General features: G+C 50.0%; 14 protein-coding genes, 1 tRNA gene, 1 riboswitch and 1 other annotated feature (1 of these 17 running past the window's edge). Of the genes, 12 read left to right on the top strand and 3 right to left on the bottom strand.

From position 1 onward, the window contains the following. The first annotated feature begins 175 nt into the window (after positions 1-175). From trpE to ACXAJH_RS12750, 11 genes are all read left to right on the top strand, one after another. On the top strand, positions 176-1,681 hold the full coding sequence (trpE, locus tag ACXAJH_RS12800) for an anthranilate synthase component I (RefSeq protein WP_474994168.1): 1,506 nt from the start codon (positions 176-178) through the stop codon (positions 1,679-1,681). Further along, positions 1,678-2,700, top strand: a complete 1,023-nt coding sequence (gene trpD, locus ACXAJH_RS12795) for an anthranilate phosphoribosyltransferase (RefSeq protein WP_474994166.1) — start codon at positions 1,678-1,680, stop codon at positions 2,698-2,700. Before trpE ends, trpD begins: the two co-directional genes overlap by 4 nt. Next, a complete protein-coding gene (trpC, locus tag ACXAJH_RS12790; protein ID WP_474994164.1) occupies positions 2,693-3,454 on the top strand; it encodes an indole-3-glycerol phosphate synthase TrpC in 762 nt (253 codons plus the stop codon). Before trpD ends, trpC begins: the two co-directional genes overlap by 8 nt. Beyond that, positions 3,451-4,107: a phosphoribosylanthranilate isomerase gene (locus ACXAJH_RS12785; protein ID WP_474994162.1), complete on the top strand. Its 657-nt coding sequence runs from the start codon at positions 3,451-3,453 to the stop codon at positions 4,105-4,107. Before trpC ends, ACXAJH_RS12785 begins: the two co-directional genes overlap by 4 nt. Continuing rightward, on the top strand, positions 4,088-5,281 hold the full coding sequence (gene trpB / locus ACXAJH_RS12780; protein ID WP_474971939.1) for a tryptophan synthase subunit beta: 1,194 nt from the start codon (positions 4,088-4,090) through the stop codon (positions 5,279-5,281). Before ACXAJH_RS12785 ends, trpB begins: the two co-directional genes overlap by 20 nt. A gap of 1 nt (position 5,282) precedes the next feature. Further along, entirely contained in the window at positions 5,283-6,086 is an 804-nt protein-coding gene (gene trpA / locus ACXAJH_RS12775; protein ID WP_474991255.1) for a tryptophan synthase subunit alpha, read from the top strand. 32 nt (positions 6,087-6,118) lie between these two features. After that, on the top strand, positions 6,119-6,700 hold the full coding sequence (locus tag ACXAJH_RS12770) for an anthranilate synthase component II (protein ID WP_474994160.1): 582 nt from the start codon (positions 6,119-6,121) through the stop codon (positions 6,698-6,700). 360 nt (positions 6,701-7,060) lie between these two features. Beyond that, a complete protein-coding gene (locus ACXAJH_RS12765) occupies positions 7,061-8,473 on the top strand; it encodes a sodium:solute symporter family protein (RefSeq protein WP_474971937.1) in 1,413 nt (470 codons plus the stop codon). 340 nt (positions 8,474-8,813) lie between these two features. Continuing rightward, a tRNA-Ala gene (locus tag ACXAJH_RS12760) sits at positions 8,814-8,886 on the top strand. A 124-nt stretch (positions 8,887-9,010) separates the two neighbouring features. Beyond that, entirely contained in the window at positions 9,011-10,255 is a 1,245-nt protein-coding gene (locus ACXAJH_RS12755) for an L-lactate MFS transporter (RefSeq protein ID WP_474967646.1), read from the top strand. A 98-nt stretch (positions 10,256-10,353) separates the two neighbouring features. Beyond that, the gene (locus ACXAJH_RS12750) at positions 10,354-11,307 is read left to right on the top strand and encodes a bile acid:sodium symporter family protein (protein WP_474994159.1); all 954 of its coding nucleotides are present in this window, start codon (positions 10,354-10,356) and stop codon (positions 11,305-11,307) included. A gap of 513 nt (positions 11,308-11,820) precedes the next feature. Here ACXAJH_RS12750 and queE read toward each other — a convergent pair. Genes queE through queC form a run of 3 tightly spaced genes read right to left on the bottom strand, consistent with a single transcriptional unit; the run spans position 11,821 to position 13,674 of the window. Then, complete coding sequence (queE, locus tag ACXAJH_RS12745; RefSeq protein ID WP_474967648.1) at positions 11,821-12,549, bottom strand: 7-carboxy-7-deazaguanine synthase QueE; 729 nt, start codon at positions 12,547-12,549, stop codon at positions 11,821-11,823. Then, positions 12,542-13,009, bottom strand: a complete 468-nt coding sequence (gene queD, locus ACXAJH_RS12740; RefSeq protein WP_474991258.1) for a 6-carboxytetrahydropterin synthase QueD — start codon at positions 13,007-13,009, stop codon at positions 12,542-12,544. Before queD ends, queE begins: the two co-directional genes overlap by 8 nt. Before the next feature lie 2 nt (positions 13,010-13,011). Next, the gene (gene queC, locus ACXAJH_RS12735) at positions 13,012-13,674 is read right to left on the bottom strand and encodes a 7-cyano-7-deazaguanine synthase QueC (protein ID WP_474991259.1); all 663 of its coding nucleotides are present in this window, start codon (positions 13,672-13,674) and stop codon (positions 13,012-13,014) included. 85 nt (positions 13,675-13,759) lie between these two features. Continuing rightward, positions 13,760-13,804: riboswitch (PreQ1 riboswitch) on the bottom strand. Between the two features lie 173 nt (positions 13,805-13,977). Here queC and ACXAJH_RS12730 point away from each other — a divergent pair. Then, complete coding sequence (locus ACXAJH_RS12730; protein WP_474972322.1) at positions 13,978-15,630, top strand: L-lactate permease; 1,653 nt, start codon at positions 13,978-13,980, stop codon at positions 15,628-15,630. A gap of 130 nt (positions 15,631-15,760) precedes the next feature. Further along, positions 15,761-15,912: a binding site (T-box leader), on the top strand; it runs 69 nt beyond the window's last position.

Below are 15,912 nucleotides of genomic sequence, written 5' to 3'. Positions count from 1 at the left end.
AGAGAATGAGTTGAGTTGAGGAATAGGATGAGCAGAGCAGAGCCGAGTAAGAGCGAGGAACCGCTGGACGTACGGAGCTGGTTGGTTGCCTGGCCGAACCCCTTTATTTCATCCACTCATTTTTTCATTCCTCAACGTCTCGTTCTCCATAAACCCTTTATGGAGAGGTGAGCGAATGACCACTTACGAAACATTTCAAACCGATGCGGAAGCGTACCGCACCATTCCCATCAGTCAATCCTTTTTTACAGATACGATTACACCCATTCATATGTTTCATGCATTGAAAGATGAAGCTGTCTTTATGCTTGAAAGCCAGGACCCGGAATCCCCGTGGTCGAATTTTTCATTCATTGGACTCGATCCCATGGTCCAGGTGAAAGAGAAAAGCGGCCGGTTTCTTATTGAAGATTACCGTCTGGAGACAACAGCATACGAAGAGACCTTCAAGGCCGCTTATGAAAAAGTGGTGCGCGATCTGGAGGTGAAGCAGCCGGAAATCGATCTTCCATTTAAAGGAGGCGGAGTCGGTTACATCAGCTACGATGCCATTTCAGATTTCGAACCGGTGGAACCGGCGGAACAGGATGACCTGAATCTTGCCCGCTACCACCTGCTGTTCTGCCAGACCTTGATCGCCTACCATCATAAAACGAAAGAAACGACGATTCTTTCGTTCGGAAGAGTCGACGACCCAGAGACTTCGCGTGAAGTTTATAATACGACGAAGGCACGCATCAAGGAGATTACAAGTCGTTTGAGAAAAGGCAGCGATTTGGAAGATTTGATGCTTGGGGAGGAATCGGGAGAAGAGCAGGAACTCGTCCTTTCCAGCAACTATGAGCCGGAAAAATTCAGGCAGGATGTGGAAACGATCAAAGAGTACATCCGGGCCGGGGATGTTTTCCAGGCTGTTTTATCCCAGCGCTTCCACACCATTACAGACCGTACAGGCTTCGAGCTTTACCGGGTGCTGCGGAAAGTGAACCCATCTCCTTATATGTTCTACTTGAATATGGAGGATGTCGAAGTGATCGGAAGTTCGCCGGAGCGGCTGCTTGAAGTACAGAACGGGCAGCTTGAAATCCATCCCATTGCCGGAACAAGGAAGCGCGGGCAGACTCAGGAGGAAGATGACCAGCTGGCAGAGGAACTCCTTGCAGATGAAAAAGAACTGGCCGAGCACAGAATGCTCGTCGATCTTGCCAGAAACGATATCGGCCGTGTCGCTGAATTCGGAAGTGTGGACGTTCGTGAGTATATGACGATCGGGCGTTTCTCGAAGGTGATGCATATCATCAGTAAGGTGACGGGGCAGTTGAAGGAAGGGGTTTCACCGATCGATGCCCTTATTTCCTCCTTCCCGGCCGGAACGTTATCCGGAGCACCGAAGGTCAGGGCCATGCAGATCCTTCGTGAACTGGAGCCTACACCGCGTAATCTTTACGGCGGCGGCATCCTTTACCTTGGGTTTGATGGGAATATCGATTCCTGCATTACCATCCGTACAATGACTTTAACGAATAAAAATTTATATATTCAGGCCGGAGCCGGTGTGGTTGCCGATTCCGATCCTGAAGCTGAATATCAGGAAACACTGAACAAAGCCAGCGCCTTGAAGAGAACGATCGAGTTAGCAGAGCAGGTATTTTCGAGCCGAGAAGGAGTGGAGACGAGATGAAACAAACGTTGAGCCGGGTTGTAGCCGGAGAGTCCATGAGCGAGCAGGAAGCCTTTGAAACGATGAACACGATCATGAATGGAGGAGCCACAACCGGACAGTTGATGAGTATACTGAGTGTCATGAGCTACCGCGGGGAAACCGTCGAGGAGATGACCGGGTTCGTCCGCGCCATGCGAGAGAACATGACAAGGATGGATGTGGACGATGCTTCCCTCGTAGATACGTGCGGGACCGGCGGCGATGGTGCATCCACTTTCAATATTTCGACGGCGGTATCACTCGTTCTAGCCAGTATGGGCGTGAAGGTCGCCAAGCATGGCAATCGGAAAGTTTCCTCGAAAAGTGGAAGCGCCGATGTTCTGGAATCTCTCGGTGTTCCGATTGATACGACACCGGAGCAGGGAGCGAAAGCCTTGGAGGAAAAGGGAATGACCTTCATGTTTGCTCCTCTTTATCATCAGGCTATGAAGCATGCCGGTCCAGCACGTCAGGAGCTTGGGTTCCGTACGGTGTTCAATCTGCTTGGACCGATGTCCAATCCGGCCAATGCAAGACGTCAGCTGATCGGGATTTATGACACAGCGTATGCCGAGAAAATGGCTGAAACCCTTTATAAGCTGGGTTCCGAACACGTCCTGCTCGCCACCGGCCGTGACGGTCTAGACGAAATTACGATTACCGGGGAAACCGATCTTGTGGAAATGAAGGACGGGAACATCCGCCGCTTTACAGTCAAACCGGAAGACTTCGGGATGGCCAGAGGAAACATTGAAGACATTCAAATTACAGAAACTGAGGAAAGTGCCGCCATCATTAAAGCCGTCCTTTATAACCGGGCGGGGGAAACAGCGGCATCGATCGTTACGTTGAATGCAGCAGCCGGGCTGTATGTGGCTGGTAGAGCTGAAACGCTGGAAGACGGTGTCATGCAGGTCCGCGAGGCCATTCAATCCGGCAGGACCAAAGAGTACTATGAATCTATCGCGTCAGAAAGGGAGAATCGCCAGTATGCTTGAAACCATCTTAGCTGTGAAACATCAGGAAATTGAAAAAATGTACCTGCCCGAGGAACAGTCCTTCCCGAGGCATTCCTTATATGAAGCGTTGAACGGGGCAGACCCATCCGGACTGATCGCCGAAGTGAAGAAGGCTTCCCCTTCCAAGGGCATCATCCGTGAAGACTTCAACCCTGTCCGCATTGCGCATGATTACGCCGAAGCAGGCGCCCATGCCATATCTGTTTTGACCGATCAGCACTTTTTCCAGGGGCATCGCGATTATTTGACACAGATCAAGCAGGTCGTGGACATTCCTGTTATGAGAAAAGATTTTATCATCGATTCCGCCCAGGTCGTTGAAAGTGCGTATATCGGTGCCGATGCGATTCTTCTGATCGGTGAGGCGCTGGAAGCGGAGAAGCTTCACGAGCTTTACAACCAGGCCTATGAGCTGGGAATGGAAGTGCTTGTGGAAGTGCACAGTGAAGAGACCCTTGAAAAAGTGCTGAACCAGTTCACACCGAAAATCCTGGGCATCAACAACCGCAACCTGCATACGTTCGAGACATCCTTGAAACAGACCGAACGGATGGCGGCTCTTGCACCGGAGGAATCGCTGCTCGTTTCGGAAAGCGGCATTTTCACAAATGAAGATGTTCAACAAGCCGCCGGGTATGGGGCGAAGGGGGTTCTTGTTGGAGAATCGCTGATGAGGCAGGATGATATCAAAAAAGCAGTACGTACCCTGCTTGAAGGAGTGGAGGTCCAGTGAGGGAGCCTATTGTGAAATTGTGCGGCAACCAGTCGCTTTCTGACACAGCGAAAACGGCCTCCTCCAAAGCCTCTCATCTCGGCTTCATTTTTGTGAAGCGGACGAAGCGCTATGTGCGCCCCGAGCGTGTAGGTCGCTGGATTAAGAAAATACGTCCGCGACAGAAGCTTGTCGGGGTGTTCATTGACCCTACAATAGATGAACTGGAGGAAATTCTCCATTTCGTGCCGCTGGATGTCATTCAGCTGCACGGGAACGAGACCGTTTCCCAGCTGCTGCAGATCAAAGAAGCTTTTGGTCTTCCGGTCTGGAAGGTTGTTCATCATCAGGATGGTGGCCTCGACCAGATGGACGTATTTAAAGGCGTCGCGGACGGTTTTATCGTGGACAGCAAAGTCGAGGGGGCATCCGGAGGTACAGGGGTCCGATTTGACTGGGAAGCGGTCCCTGCCTACAGGGATGCCGCTTTTGATCAAGGAGTACCCTGCCTGATCGCTGGTGGAATCAAACCTGAAAACGTTGGTGAACTGTTGAGTTACCAGCCGGAGGGTATCGATATTTCCAGCGGGATTGAACGAGAAAATAAAAAAGATATTGGTAAAATACAAGCGATTATGAAAGAGGTGGAAGCAAATGTTGCAAGCATTTCCTGATATTAAAGGCCGATTCGGTGACTTCGGGGGCAAATACGTACCGGAAACGTTGATGGGCCCGCTTCAGGAGCTTGAAGAAGCTCTGGATGAAGCTATGGCGGATCCTGAATTCCAAAATGAATACCATCATGTGCTCAAAGAATACGCGGGGCGTCCGACTTCCCTGACGTATGCCGATAAAATCTCCGAGCACCTCGGCGGAGCGAAAATCTATTTGAAGCGTGAGGATTTGAACCATACCGGCGCCCACAAACTGAACAATGCGATTGGACAGGCTCTTCTGGCTAAGCGGATGGGCAAGGAAAAGATCATCGCTGAAACCGGAGCCGGTCAGCACGGTGTCGCTTCTGCCACAGTCGCTGCCAAATTCGGTCTGGAATGCATCGTATTTATGGGTGAGGAGGATATCCGCAGGCAGGAGCTGAACGTTTTCCGTATGAAGCTGCTCGGTGCTGAAGTCGTATCTGTTTCCAGTGGGAACGGCACATTGAAGGATGCAACGAACGAAGCGATCCGCTACTGGGTCGCGAATTGTGAAGATCACTTCTACCTGATCGGTTCTGTCGTCGGGCCGCACCCGTACCCTCGGATGGTCCGCGATTTCCAACGCATCATCGGAGACGAATCAAGACGTCAGTTCCTTGCGGTTGAAGAAACTCTTCCGGACCGCATATATGCCTGTGTCGGCGGTGGAAGTAATGCAATGGGCATGTTCTACCCATTCCTACAGGACGACAGTGCCCTTGTCGGGGTGGAGGCAGCAGGAAAAGGCATTGATACACCGGAACATGCCGCCACGCTTTCTAAAGGAACGCCGGGTGTCATTCACGGATCGCTGACATACTTGATGCAGGATGATAACGGACAAATCACAGAACCTTATTCCATCTCGGCAGGCCTTGATTATCCAGGCATCGGCCCTGAGCATGCCCATCTCTTCCAAACGAAGCAGGTCCGCTATGAAGCTGTGACGGATCAGGAGGCCCTGGACGCGCTGAAACTTCTTACGCAGACAGAAGGCATTATCCCGGCCATTGAAAGTGCCCACGCTCTTGCTCAGGCTTTCAAGGAAGCCGGAAACATGGAAGCGGATGAGACGATTCTCATCAACCTGTCCGGACGCGGGGATAAGGATATGGCAACACTGATGGAACATTTCCAGGAGGAGGTTTAACATGCTGACGAAAACATCGTTTCAAGGGAAGCTTAACAAAACCGAGAACCTGTTCATCCCGTTCGTCGTAGCAGGAGATCCTTCTCCGGAATATACGATTGAATTTGCGCTGAGGCTGCAGGAGCAGGGAGCGGACGTTCTGGAACTCGGTGTTCCCTACTCCGACCCGCTTGCTGATGGACCGACGATCCAGCGCGCGGCCAAACGGGCGTTGAACGCCGGCATGTCTCTGAGAAAAGCGATCCAGCTTGTTCCGGAACTCCGCAGGCACGGAGTGGAGATTCCTGTTGTGATCTTCACGTACTACAACCCTGTGCTGCAGATCGGCCATCAGGACTTCTTCAACCTGCTTGAAGAAAACGGCGTGGAAGGCGTTTTGATTCCAGACCTTCCTTTTGAAGAGAGTGAAGAAGTGCGGAGCATGGCTGTTGAGAAGGATGTCGAATTCATTTCCCTCGTCGCGCCGAATTCAGATACACGTATCCAGCAGATCGCAGAACATGCCCGCGGGTTCCTGTATTGTGTATCCTCCCTTGGTGTGACCGGCGGAAGCAGCGGAATGTCCGCAGAAGCGTTAACCTTCATTAAAAAAGTGAAGGAGCACAGCCAGGTCCCTGTGGCAGTCGGATTTGGAATTTCTACGAATGAGGATGTGAAGCTTGTTCGTGAACATGCCGACGGTGTCATTATCGGCAGTAAGATCATCCGGCTTATCGAAACAGAGCTTGAAGCCATAGAAAAGGGGCAGAAAGAAGAGGCACTGGACAGCTTTACGAAAGGCATTCAGGAACTCGTCAAAGATTGAGGTGCAGATCGAGCAGAGAGGAGATGAGCAGAGTGATTTATATGATTGACCACTATGATTCATTTACGTACAATCTCGTCCAGTACCTGGGCGAGCTCGGCAAAGAGGTTGTCGTCCGCAGAAATGATGAAGCATCGATACAAGAAATAGAAGAGCTGGCTCCGGAGTTGATATTCCTGTCACCCGGGCCGTGCTCACCTGATGAGACAGGGGTCACTCTGGATGTGATTGACCATTTCAAGGCGAAGACACCGATTTTCGGCGTCTGCCTGGGCCATCAGTCGATTGCCCAGGTATTTGGTGGCAACGTCATCCGGGCGGAACGCCTGATGCACGGCAAGTCCTCCCGAGTCTTTCATGATGGCCGCGGTATTTATGAGGGCTTGAATAATCCAATGGAAGCGATGCGTTATCACTCCCTGATTGTCGAACTGGATTCCCTTCCTGATTGTTTCGAAATCAGCTCCACCACCGTTGAAGGAGAAATCATGGGGATACGCCATCTGGAATATCCTGTGGAAGGCGTGCAGTTCCATCCCGAATCCATCGGTACAAATGATGGTATGCAGCTTCTTAAAAATGTCATCGAACAACGGATGAAAGCTTTATTATAATAAAGAAGAAGACCGGTATGCCCATTCATACCGGTCTTCTTTTTTTAGGACTATAGAACTAATTTTACTACAAAATTCTGTCGCTCTTTTCCTTTTTTAACTGAACTTTCATAACAAAAAGACAACTTTTTGAGATGGTGACCTTAACCTGCTTATCGAAGATTGTGAAAGATGAAACAAGCCCCAAAACGCCTGGAACTAACGCTTTTTTCCCAAGGTGTAATGCGTTTTCACAAATGCTGAAACTGTGTTAGGTTATAAAGTGTTGTGTTAGACGGGCAGTCACCGGCCGGTGGATAGATATTCATGTGCTCTAGGAAATCCAGCAGTAAAAAAACATCAGGAGATGATTCAGTCAGTATGGAATTGCAACAAGATCCAACTTTACTATGGTTTATTGCTATCTACGGGATTGTAATGATCGGCATCGGTGTAGTCATGTCGAAGAAAGTATCTGGAAGTGAGGACTTTGTCCTTGCCGGTAAAAGTCTCGGACCTTTTGTGCTTATGGGGACCCTGCTTGCTACGTGGACAGGAAGTGGAAGTATTTCCGGAGGGGAGACGTCGATGGCGTTCTCTTACGGTATTCTGCCTTCCTTGATGATGATGCTCCCAACGTTGGTCGGAATTATTATTCTTTATGTCGTCGCTCCTAAAATCCGGGCCTACGGGAAATTTACCGTCTCAGGAATTTTGGAAGCGAAATATGGACGAACGTCCCGAAACCTTGCGAGTGTTATTATCATCCTGGCCTATGTAGGGATTGTATCCTATCAGATGAAAGGCTTCGGCTTTATCTTGAATTTGACAACAGGGATGACCGTTCAGGCAGGAACAATCATCGGTGCAGGAATGATCATTTTCCTTGCGATGATCGGCGGACTTCGTTCGGTTTCCCAGACAGACGCCATCAGCGGCTTTTTGATGGTAGGTGGTTTAATCGTCACAGTTCCTACGATTATCATGGTCGCAGGCGGATGGAGTGAGATCGTCGCCAATGTGCCGGAAAGTCATATGACCTCTACAGGCGGACTGACAACCGTACAGATGATCGGTTATCTGCTGCCTTCCTTGTTCCTTCTGCTTGGTGACCAGAACATGTACCAGCGACTGGCCTCATCCAAAGGGGACAAGTCAGCCAAACGAGCTCAAATCGGCTGGTTGATTGCGATGCTGATCATTTCACCATCTATTTCTATCATCGCCTTTGCCTCCCGTTCCTTATTCCCGGACATTGATCCCGGAATGGCCCTTATGGCTACAACCGTAGCTATGCCTATGGCCATCGGTGGCGTTCTTCTGGCAGCTGCCGCGTCCTTTATCATTACGACCGGAAATTCGTATCTTTTGTCGGCAGCGACCAACTTAACCTACGACTTGTACGGCAAGTATGTGAATAAAGACGCTTCCGATAAGAAGCTGCTCACGATGACGCGGATCTTTATCGTAGCCCTTGGATTGTTTGCTTTTATCATTATCAGCTATTTCCCAACCGTGCTGAGTGTGCAGATGTACGCTTATACCGTCTACGGTGCCGGATTGACGCCGGCCGTTCTCGCCGTTTTCTTCTGGAAACGCGTAAACGCAGCAGGTGGTGTATCTTCCATGGTTGCTGGTGTTGTCACAACACTTGTATGGGAGATCGTCCTGCAGAAGCCGTTTGACGTCAATAGTGTCGTCATCGCGGTCCCTGTAGCCGTTCTCGTCCTCATTATCGTTACCCTTGTAACGTCTAATAAAGGAGAGGCTGCCGCAGACGTGCGTGCATCCTAATTCAAGAAGACCTTCTGATTGTAATCAGAAGGTCTTCTTGCTGTAGAAAAAAGTACAGCTTTTCGTAGGTCACGTGGTCACGTTCCGCTTATCGGTGGATGCCTGCCGCGGGCACGGCCTCAGCTAACTTGGGCAGGAAGATCACCTGCCCAAGTGGATCTTCGGCTCGCGCTGTTCCCGCAGGCGTCACCACCGAACGCTCCTCAAACCAACTATAGGCCATATGCGAACGGAAAGACCTTCTGATCTTAATCAGAAGGTCTTTTTTGAATTTTTTTGTCAAAAAGTATTGATAAAGAAATACGGACATGCTATTATCATACTTGTCTTCAATAAATACGGGGCATTAGCTCAGCTGGGAGAGCGCTACACTGGCAGTGTAGAGGTCAGCGGTTCGAGCCCGCTATGCTCCACTTAAAAGGTACGATTAAAACCCTTCTTACTCAAAGTAAGAGGGGTTTTTTGTTTGAATATGTAGAATTTGGGAAAAAGACCTTTAATCTAACAAATTGGGGTGACAGCATGGGGAAAAGGAAAGTGAAAAACAGATGGCTCATCGCTTTATGTGCCGTCGGCATCCATATTTCCATCGGATCGGTGTATGCGTGGAGTAACTTTACAGGGCCGTTGAGTGAGGAATTCGGCTGGTCGGCCAGCCAGGTGCAGTTTACGTTCAGTGTCGCAATTTTATTTTTAGGTTTATCTGCTGCTTTTCTTGGCTGGTTTGTAGAAAAATACGGTCCGCGGGTGGCCGGTATAACGGCAGCGATTTTCTTCGGAATCGGTGTCGCGGGATCAGGGATTGCGGTACAGGCCGGATCGCTCTGGCTGCTGTACTTTTTTTATGGGGTTCTTGGTGGGATCGGTCTTGGAGTGGGCTATATCGCACCGGTATCCACGCTTGTTAAATGGTTCCCGGACCGTCGTGGACTGGCGACCGGCATGGCGATTATGGGCTTTGGCTTCGCCGCTGCCATTGCCAGTCCGCTGATGAACTTTTTTATCAATCAGACAGGTATTGCCGCAACTTTCTACATTCTCGGAATCTCCTACTTTGTCGTTATGATTGGTTCTTCCCTGTATCTGTCCCGACCGCCGGAGGACTGGGTTCCGGAGGGCTACGACCCGAAGGAACAGGAGTCTTCGGATAAACAGGACCTCGCTAATATGCGGGCGAAGGAAGCGGTCAAGACGAAGCGTTTTTATTACTTATGGGTAATGCTCTTCATCAATGTGACGTGCGGGATCGCCGTCATCTCCGCCGCCAAGCCGCTGCTTGAGGAAAGTGTCGGTGTAGCAGCTGGGACAGCGGCGACACTTGTGGGCGTGATGGGGATCTTTAACGGTCTCGGCCGGATTGGCTGGGCGAGTGCGTCCGACTATATCGGCCGTGGAAATACGTATTTAGCATTTTTCGTTCTGCAGATTGGTCTTTTCCTGATTGTGCCTTATACATCCATTACATGGGTGTTCGTCGTGGCGTTTTCGGTCATTTACACTTGCTACGGTGGAGGATTTGCAGCGATGCCGGCCTTTATCGGCGACTTGTTCGGAACGAAGGAGCTTGGTGCCATTCACGGGTACATTTTGACCGCATGGGCAGCTGCGGGACTTGCCGGTCCTGTGTTTGCAGCATGGATGAAAGATACGACAGGCAGTTATGAGAACAGCTTGATCTACTTTGCCGGGTTGTTTGTGATCGCCCTCGTCGTTTCCATCCTAACGAAGCGTGACGAAAAACAGAAACGCCAAGCGCTGAAGGAAGAATCGCGCACAGCGTAATAGAGAGGAAACCCGGGTCTCATTCTCTGGGTTTCCTTTTTTTAGTGGGAGGCGTAGAATGGGATTCATATATAGATAGATAAGGGGAGGAGAGCGGGATGATTCAAAGGTTGAACCGGCTGCTGCAGAAGCTGATGCCCTACCTCACACCTGCAGCTGTCGTTTTCGGTGTGATCTTCGCCAGGTGGCTTGAACCGCTTGTTTTTCTTGTACCATGGATCTTTGCTGTTATGACCTTTGCCGGCAGCCTTGGTTCCAATTTTACTGATTTGAAAAACGTGCTGCGTCATCCGTTCGGGTTAATCATCTGTCTTCTCGTTTTACATATACTCATGCCGGTCATCGCCCTTGGAACAGGAGCGCTATTTTTCAGCGGGGATGTGAACACAACCATCGGGCTTGTTTTATCCTTTGTCATTCCAACCGGGATAACGTCGCTGATCTGGGTATCGATCTATAAAGGAAACGTCGTGCTGACGCTGTCAATTATTCTGGTGGACACGATGCTTGCTCCGTTTATCGTTCCGGTCGTTATGAAGCTCCTCGTCGGAAATGCGGTGGAAATGGATGCGCTGTCGATTATGATGGGTCTGCTCTGGATGATTGTGATTCCATCGCTCCTCGGGATGTGTGTGAACCAGTGGGGAAAAAGGGAATGGACGGAGCGTTTGGAGAGGAACCTGGCTCCCACAACCAAACTTGGCATTGCTTCTGTCGTGATGATCAACAGTTCAGCGGTCGCTCCTTACTTGAAGGAAATGAACGGGAAGCTGGCAGCGACAGCGCTGACGGTGTTCCTTCTGGCTGTCCTGGCTTACACGCTCGGCTTCTGGTCAGCAAAGCTTGCGAAGCTTGAGAACGAGAGTATCCTATCGCTCACGTTCAACAGCGGTATGCGCAACATAAGTGGAGGAGCCGTTATCGCGATTACCTATTTTCCCGCAGCGGCCGCTGTGCCAGTCATCGTCGGAATGCTGTTTCAGCAGGTGCTCGCTTCGTTTGCCGGGAAATTTTTCGAAAAGCGGGCGGTACGGGTGAAAGAGGCCGGTTAATCGATATCATGCAGATTTGGCTGATATATCCGGAAAAATGTTGATATCTCACCAATATGGATCGATCTATTCAAGAAACGACTGATATATCGATCTGATTGACCTGGGAACACGAAAAAAGCTACCGCTTCGTCAGGAGACTACTGAAAAACTCCTTCCTATCAAGAGAAGGGGGTAAAGGTGGTTATTGCTTCTCACGAATCGCTTGTCGATGGATGTTTGCCGCGGGCACGGCCTCAGCTGACTTGGTCAAGAAGATCATTGGACCAAGTGGATCTTCGGCTCGCGCTGTTTCCGCAGGCGTCACCATCGAACGCTCATCGTGGAATCAACGGTGTCCCACCTAAAAAGAGTGATTTTCTTTAATTTATAAATCAAAGAAAATCACTCTTTTTTCTTATACGATGAAAAGAATACATGAAAGTGAGGGATTCCATGTTAGATCGTCAATCATCCATACCTTTCACAAATCCTCAGTTTTTCAGTGGCCTTCTTCGTTAGCGGACGCTTGTTTTATACACCACGTTTGTTTCCCCAGACGAGGGCGTGCACCTGTGGCAGCACGCGTACATGATTCAAGTTTTTCGAGGCCGTCACCTTGTCAATCAGCCATTCATACTGGTCAAGCAGGTGAGAGGCAAGGCTGCCTGGTTTCTCTTCTACAAGGTCATCATTGCCGACTTGTAAAAAGAAAGGAACGTCCGGGTAACGCTGATGCACGGTTTCCGCATACGTCAGATCCTCATCGTTAAAAATAACGACCTTCAGACTAACATGCGAGGAGCGCCCCTGCTCCTGAAGCCTCTGGATGATGTCATCGAGCACGTCCCAGTTTGTCGTCATCAGCGAGCTCGGCGGTTTTGGTGAAATCGTTAAATCATCAATGTCCACAAACCAGTCCTGCCACCGGCTTCCCTGCGTTTCTAGGGCCACTTCAATGCCGCGTTCATGCAGCGGCTGAATAAGCTCATGCAGGTTTTTCAAAAGGGCGGGGTTTCCACCGGAGATGGTGACGTGATCGAATCGGTCGCCGCCTTCTTCTACCAGTCGGTCGATGATGTTATCGGCTGTCAGGCGTTCGATATCCTCTTTGGCACTGCCATCCCACGTGAAGGCGGAGTCGCACCAGGCGCAGCTGTAATCACAGCCGGCTGTCCGGACGAACATCGTTTTCCGGCCGACGACCATTCCTTCGCCTTGTATGGTCGGTCCGAATATTTCGAGTACAGGGAACTTATGCATCGTTCATCCACTCCCGTCGGGCTTCCGCGTAGCTTGTCGGTGTTTCATACAGCTTTACAAATTCAACGCGGTAATCATTGGGGTAGGAACGAAGCGACTCCTGCATTTGTTCATAAATCCAGACGACCATGTTCTCTGCCGTTGTATTCATCTGCGGAAGCGTATCGTTCAAGTACCTGTGATCGAGGTGGACTTCAATATCGTCCTTCCAGATTTTCTTGATATCACCGAAGTCGATCACAAGGCCGATCTCATCGGTATAGCCACTGATGCCGAAGATAACTTTGTACGTATGTCCATGCAGGTTTTTGCACTTGCCTTCATAACAGTGGAGGTGGTGGGCGGCGTCAAAGGTGAATTCCTTGCTCACCATCACCCGTTTCTGGTGGTATTTCAACTCATGACGCTTAATATCTTCATCGATTTTCTGCAGGTTTTCCACGATCGTAAATCCGTACATCGTTACGCCTCCTTCCGCTCAGATAAATAGTTTTCCAAACCCTGTCTGCGCAGGTCGCAGGCGGGACATTCTCCACAACCGTCTCCGCGTACACCGTTATAGCAGGTGAGGGTTTTTTCGCGTACGTAGGAAAAGGCGGCCAGGTCATCGGCCATTTTCCACGTCTGCGCTTTATCCAGCCACATGAGCGGGGTATGGATGACGAATTCATCGTCCATCGACAGGTTGAGGGAAACGTTCAGTGATTTAACGAACACATCGCGGCAGTCGGGATACCCGCTGAAGTCCGTTTCACATACACCAGTAATAATGTGCTTGGCACCAATCTGACGGGCGAGAATCGTAGCGAAAGATAGGAATAGAAGGTTTCTTCCAGGGACGAATGTGGAAGGAAGCTCTCCGTCTTCTCCGTCTTTAACGTCGATATCGTCCCGGGTCAGCGCGTTTGGGGCAAGCTGATTCAACAGCGACATGTCGAGGACGTGCTGACGGACACCCAGGTCTCCGGCGATCTCCTCTGCCACTCCGATTTCCTGTTTATGACGCTGATTATAGTCAAAAGTGACCACTTCCACGTGATCAAACTGTTCTAAAGCCCAGAAAAGGCAGGTCGTGCTGTCTTGTCCGCCGCTGAACACGACGACGGCTTTCTTGTTTTTTTCCATAAAAAAATTCTCCTTTCAATCATGAAAAAGAGAATTCTACACACCCAAAACCATAAAAAAACCGCACCTAAGGCAAGGTACAGTTCCATCCTTAGTTTTTTATAGAGGGTGTCGCTAGAACCTCTCCTGCTTATTCAGCAGATTTTATGAAACTATCTGCCATTGTATCACATCTCTACGAAGGGAAACAGAAATTTCTGAGATTCCTAATGAGATATTGTGAAATATTTCACAAAGTGGTCACTCTCTTTTCCATCCTTTTCCGATATAATGAAAGTATCAAGAGGTAAGGGTGTGGGTAGGATGACATTTCTTCAACTAATCACGGCACTGATGCCGGTGGCTGCCGTCTTTATTCTATTGGTCTTATTCCGTTTTCCGGCGGTGCGTGCCATGCCGGTCAGTCTCCTTGTCGTTGCTTTATCCGCCGTCTTCATTTGGAAGGTGCCTTTGATCAGGGCGGCTGCGGCCTCCCTTGAAGGCATCATGATTGCCGTGTCTATATTATGGATTGTATTTGGCGCGGTGCTTCTTTTGAATACTTTGAAAAACAGTGGCGCACTCGGAGTGATTCGTACCGGTTTTTCCGGGATTACGAGTGACCGCAGGGTTCAGCTGATTATCATCGCCTGGCTGTTCGGGTCCTTCATTGAAGGGGCGGCCGGATTTGGAACGCCTGCCGCGATTGCTGCGCCTTTGCTCCTGACACTCGGATTTCCGGCGCTCGCTGCCGTCTCTCTTGCTTTGATCGCGGACAGCAGTGCAGTATCCTTTGGAGCTGTGGGGACACCGTTAATTGTAGGAGTGGACCAGGGATTGAGACAGGGGGAAGCGGTGGCCGAACCCGTCCGGCAGGCCCTTGGCAGTCAGACATTAACACAATTTGTATATGAGGTCGCTCAATCTGCCGTTCTGATGGACTTGTTTATCGGCAGCTTTATCCCCCTTGTGCTCGTATTGATTCTTACGAAGCTCTTTGGTGAAAACCGCTCCTTAAGAGAAGGTCTTGAAATCTGGAAATTTGCCCTTTTTGCCGGGGTAAGCTTTACGCTTCCCGCTTTACTTGTCGTTCATCTGCTTGGACCGGAATTTCCGTCCATCATCGGCGGCCTTGTCGGCTTGGCACTCGTCGTTCCGGCAGCTAAAAAAGGGTTCCTTCTTCCGGATGAACCCTGGGATTTCGGAAAAAGGGAGGAAGATGAAGCGGTGGAGGAAATCAGCGCCAACGCTGTCACCATGCCTTTATACAAAGCATGGGTTCCTTATATCGTTGTTGCTGTCCTGCTCGTTCTGACCCGGGTGAATGTTCTTCCTCTGAAAAGCTGGCTGACCTCTGTGTCTGTAACATGGAACGATATTTTAGGAACAGGCATCACAACTTCTTTTCAGCCCTTCTATCTTCCTGGAACGATTTTTGCCGTTGCTGTCTTGTTCACTATTTTTTATCACAGGATGAGAAGGAAAGAAGTGCTGGAAACATTGAAAACGTCCGCGCATACCATGGTGGGGAGTGCTGTAGCCCTGGGCACAGCGGTTCCGATGGTGCGGATCTTCATCAATTCCGGCGTGAACGACGCAGGCCTTGCCAGTATGCCGATGGAGCTTGCCGAGATTGTTTCTGCTTCTGTTGGAGAAGCCTGGCCGCTGGCCGCTCCTGTAATCGGTGCGCTCGGTTCTTTCATATCCGGCAGTGCGACATTCAGCAATATGATGTTTTCTTTATTCCAATTCAGCGTAGCGGATCAGATCCAGGTCGCTCCGCAGCAGGTAACGGCTCTGCAAGTGCTCGGTTCCAATGCGGGTAACATGGTGTGCATCCTCAATGTTGTGGCCGCTGCCTCTGTCGTAAACCTCGTCGGTGAAGAAGGAACAATCATCCGTTTGACGATGATTCCGATGCTCCTCTATGTAGTCATGGCGGGTGTAATCGGTATGGCGGCTGTCTATCTATTTTAATCCTCATGTCGATTTGAAAACGGTCCACCAGAAGGCGGGCCGTTTTCAAAGAATAAAAGTAAAGTTTTTCAGATTTGCTTGTTGACTTCCTCTGTATATTTTGTATAATTATAAACAATAAATAATAAAAATACATTCGAAGACGAAGAAAGTACGTATGGATGCTGGTCTTACAGCGAGTCGGGGTTGGTGGAAGCCTGATGGCCATTCATAGGGAAACGCACTTCCGAGAAGTTTGGTGAACGCGAGTAGCCGGAACCGGGATCCCCCGTTATCAGTATT

Source organism: Halobacillus sp. ABD4_316, assembly GCF_056161385.1.
This window is presented reverse-complemented; position numbering and strand designations above follow the sequence as displayed.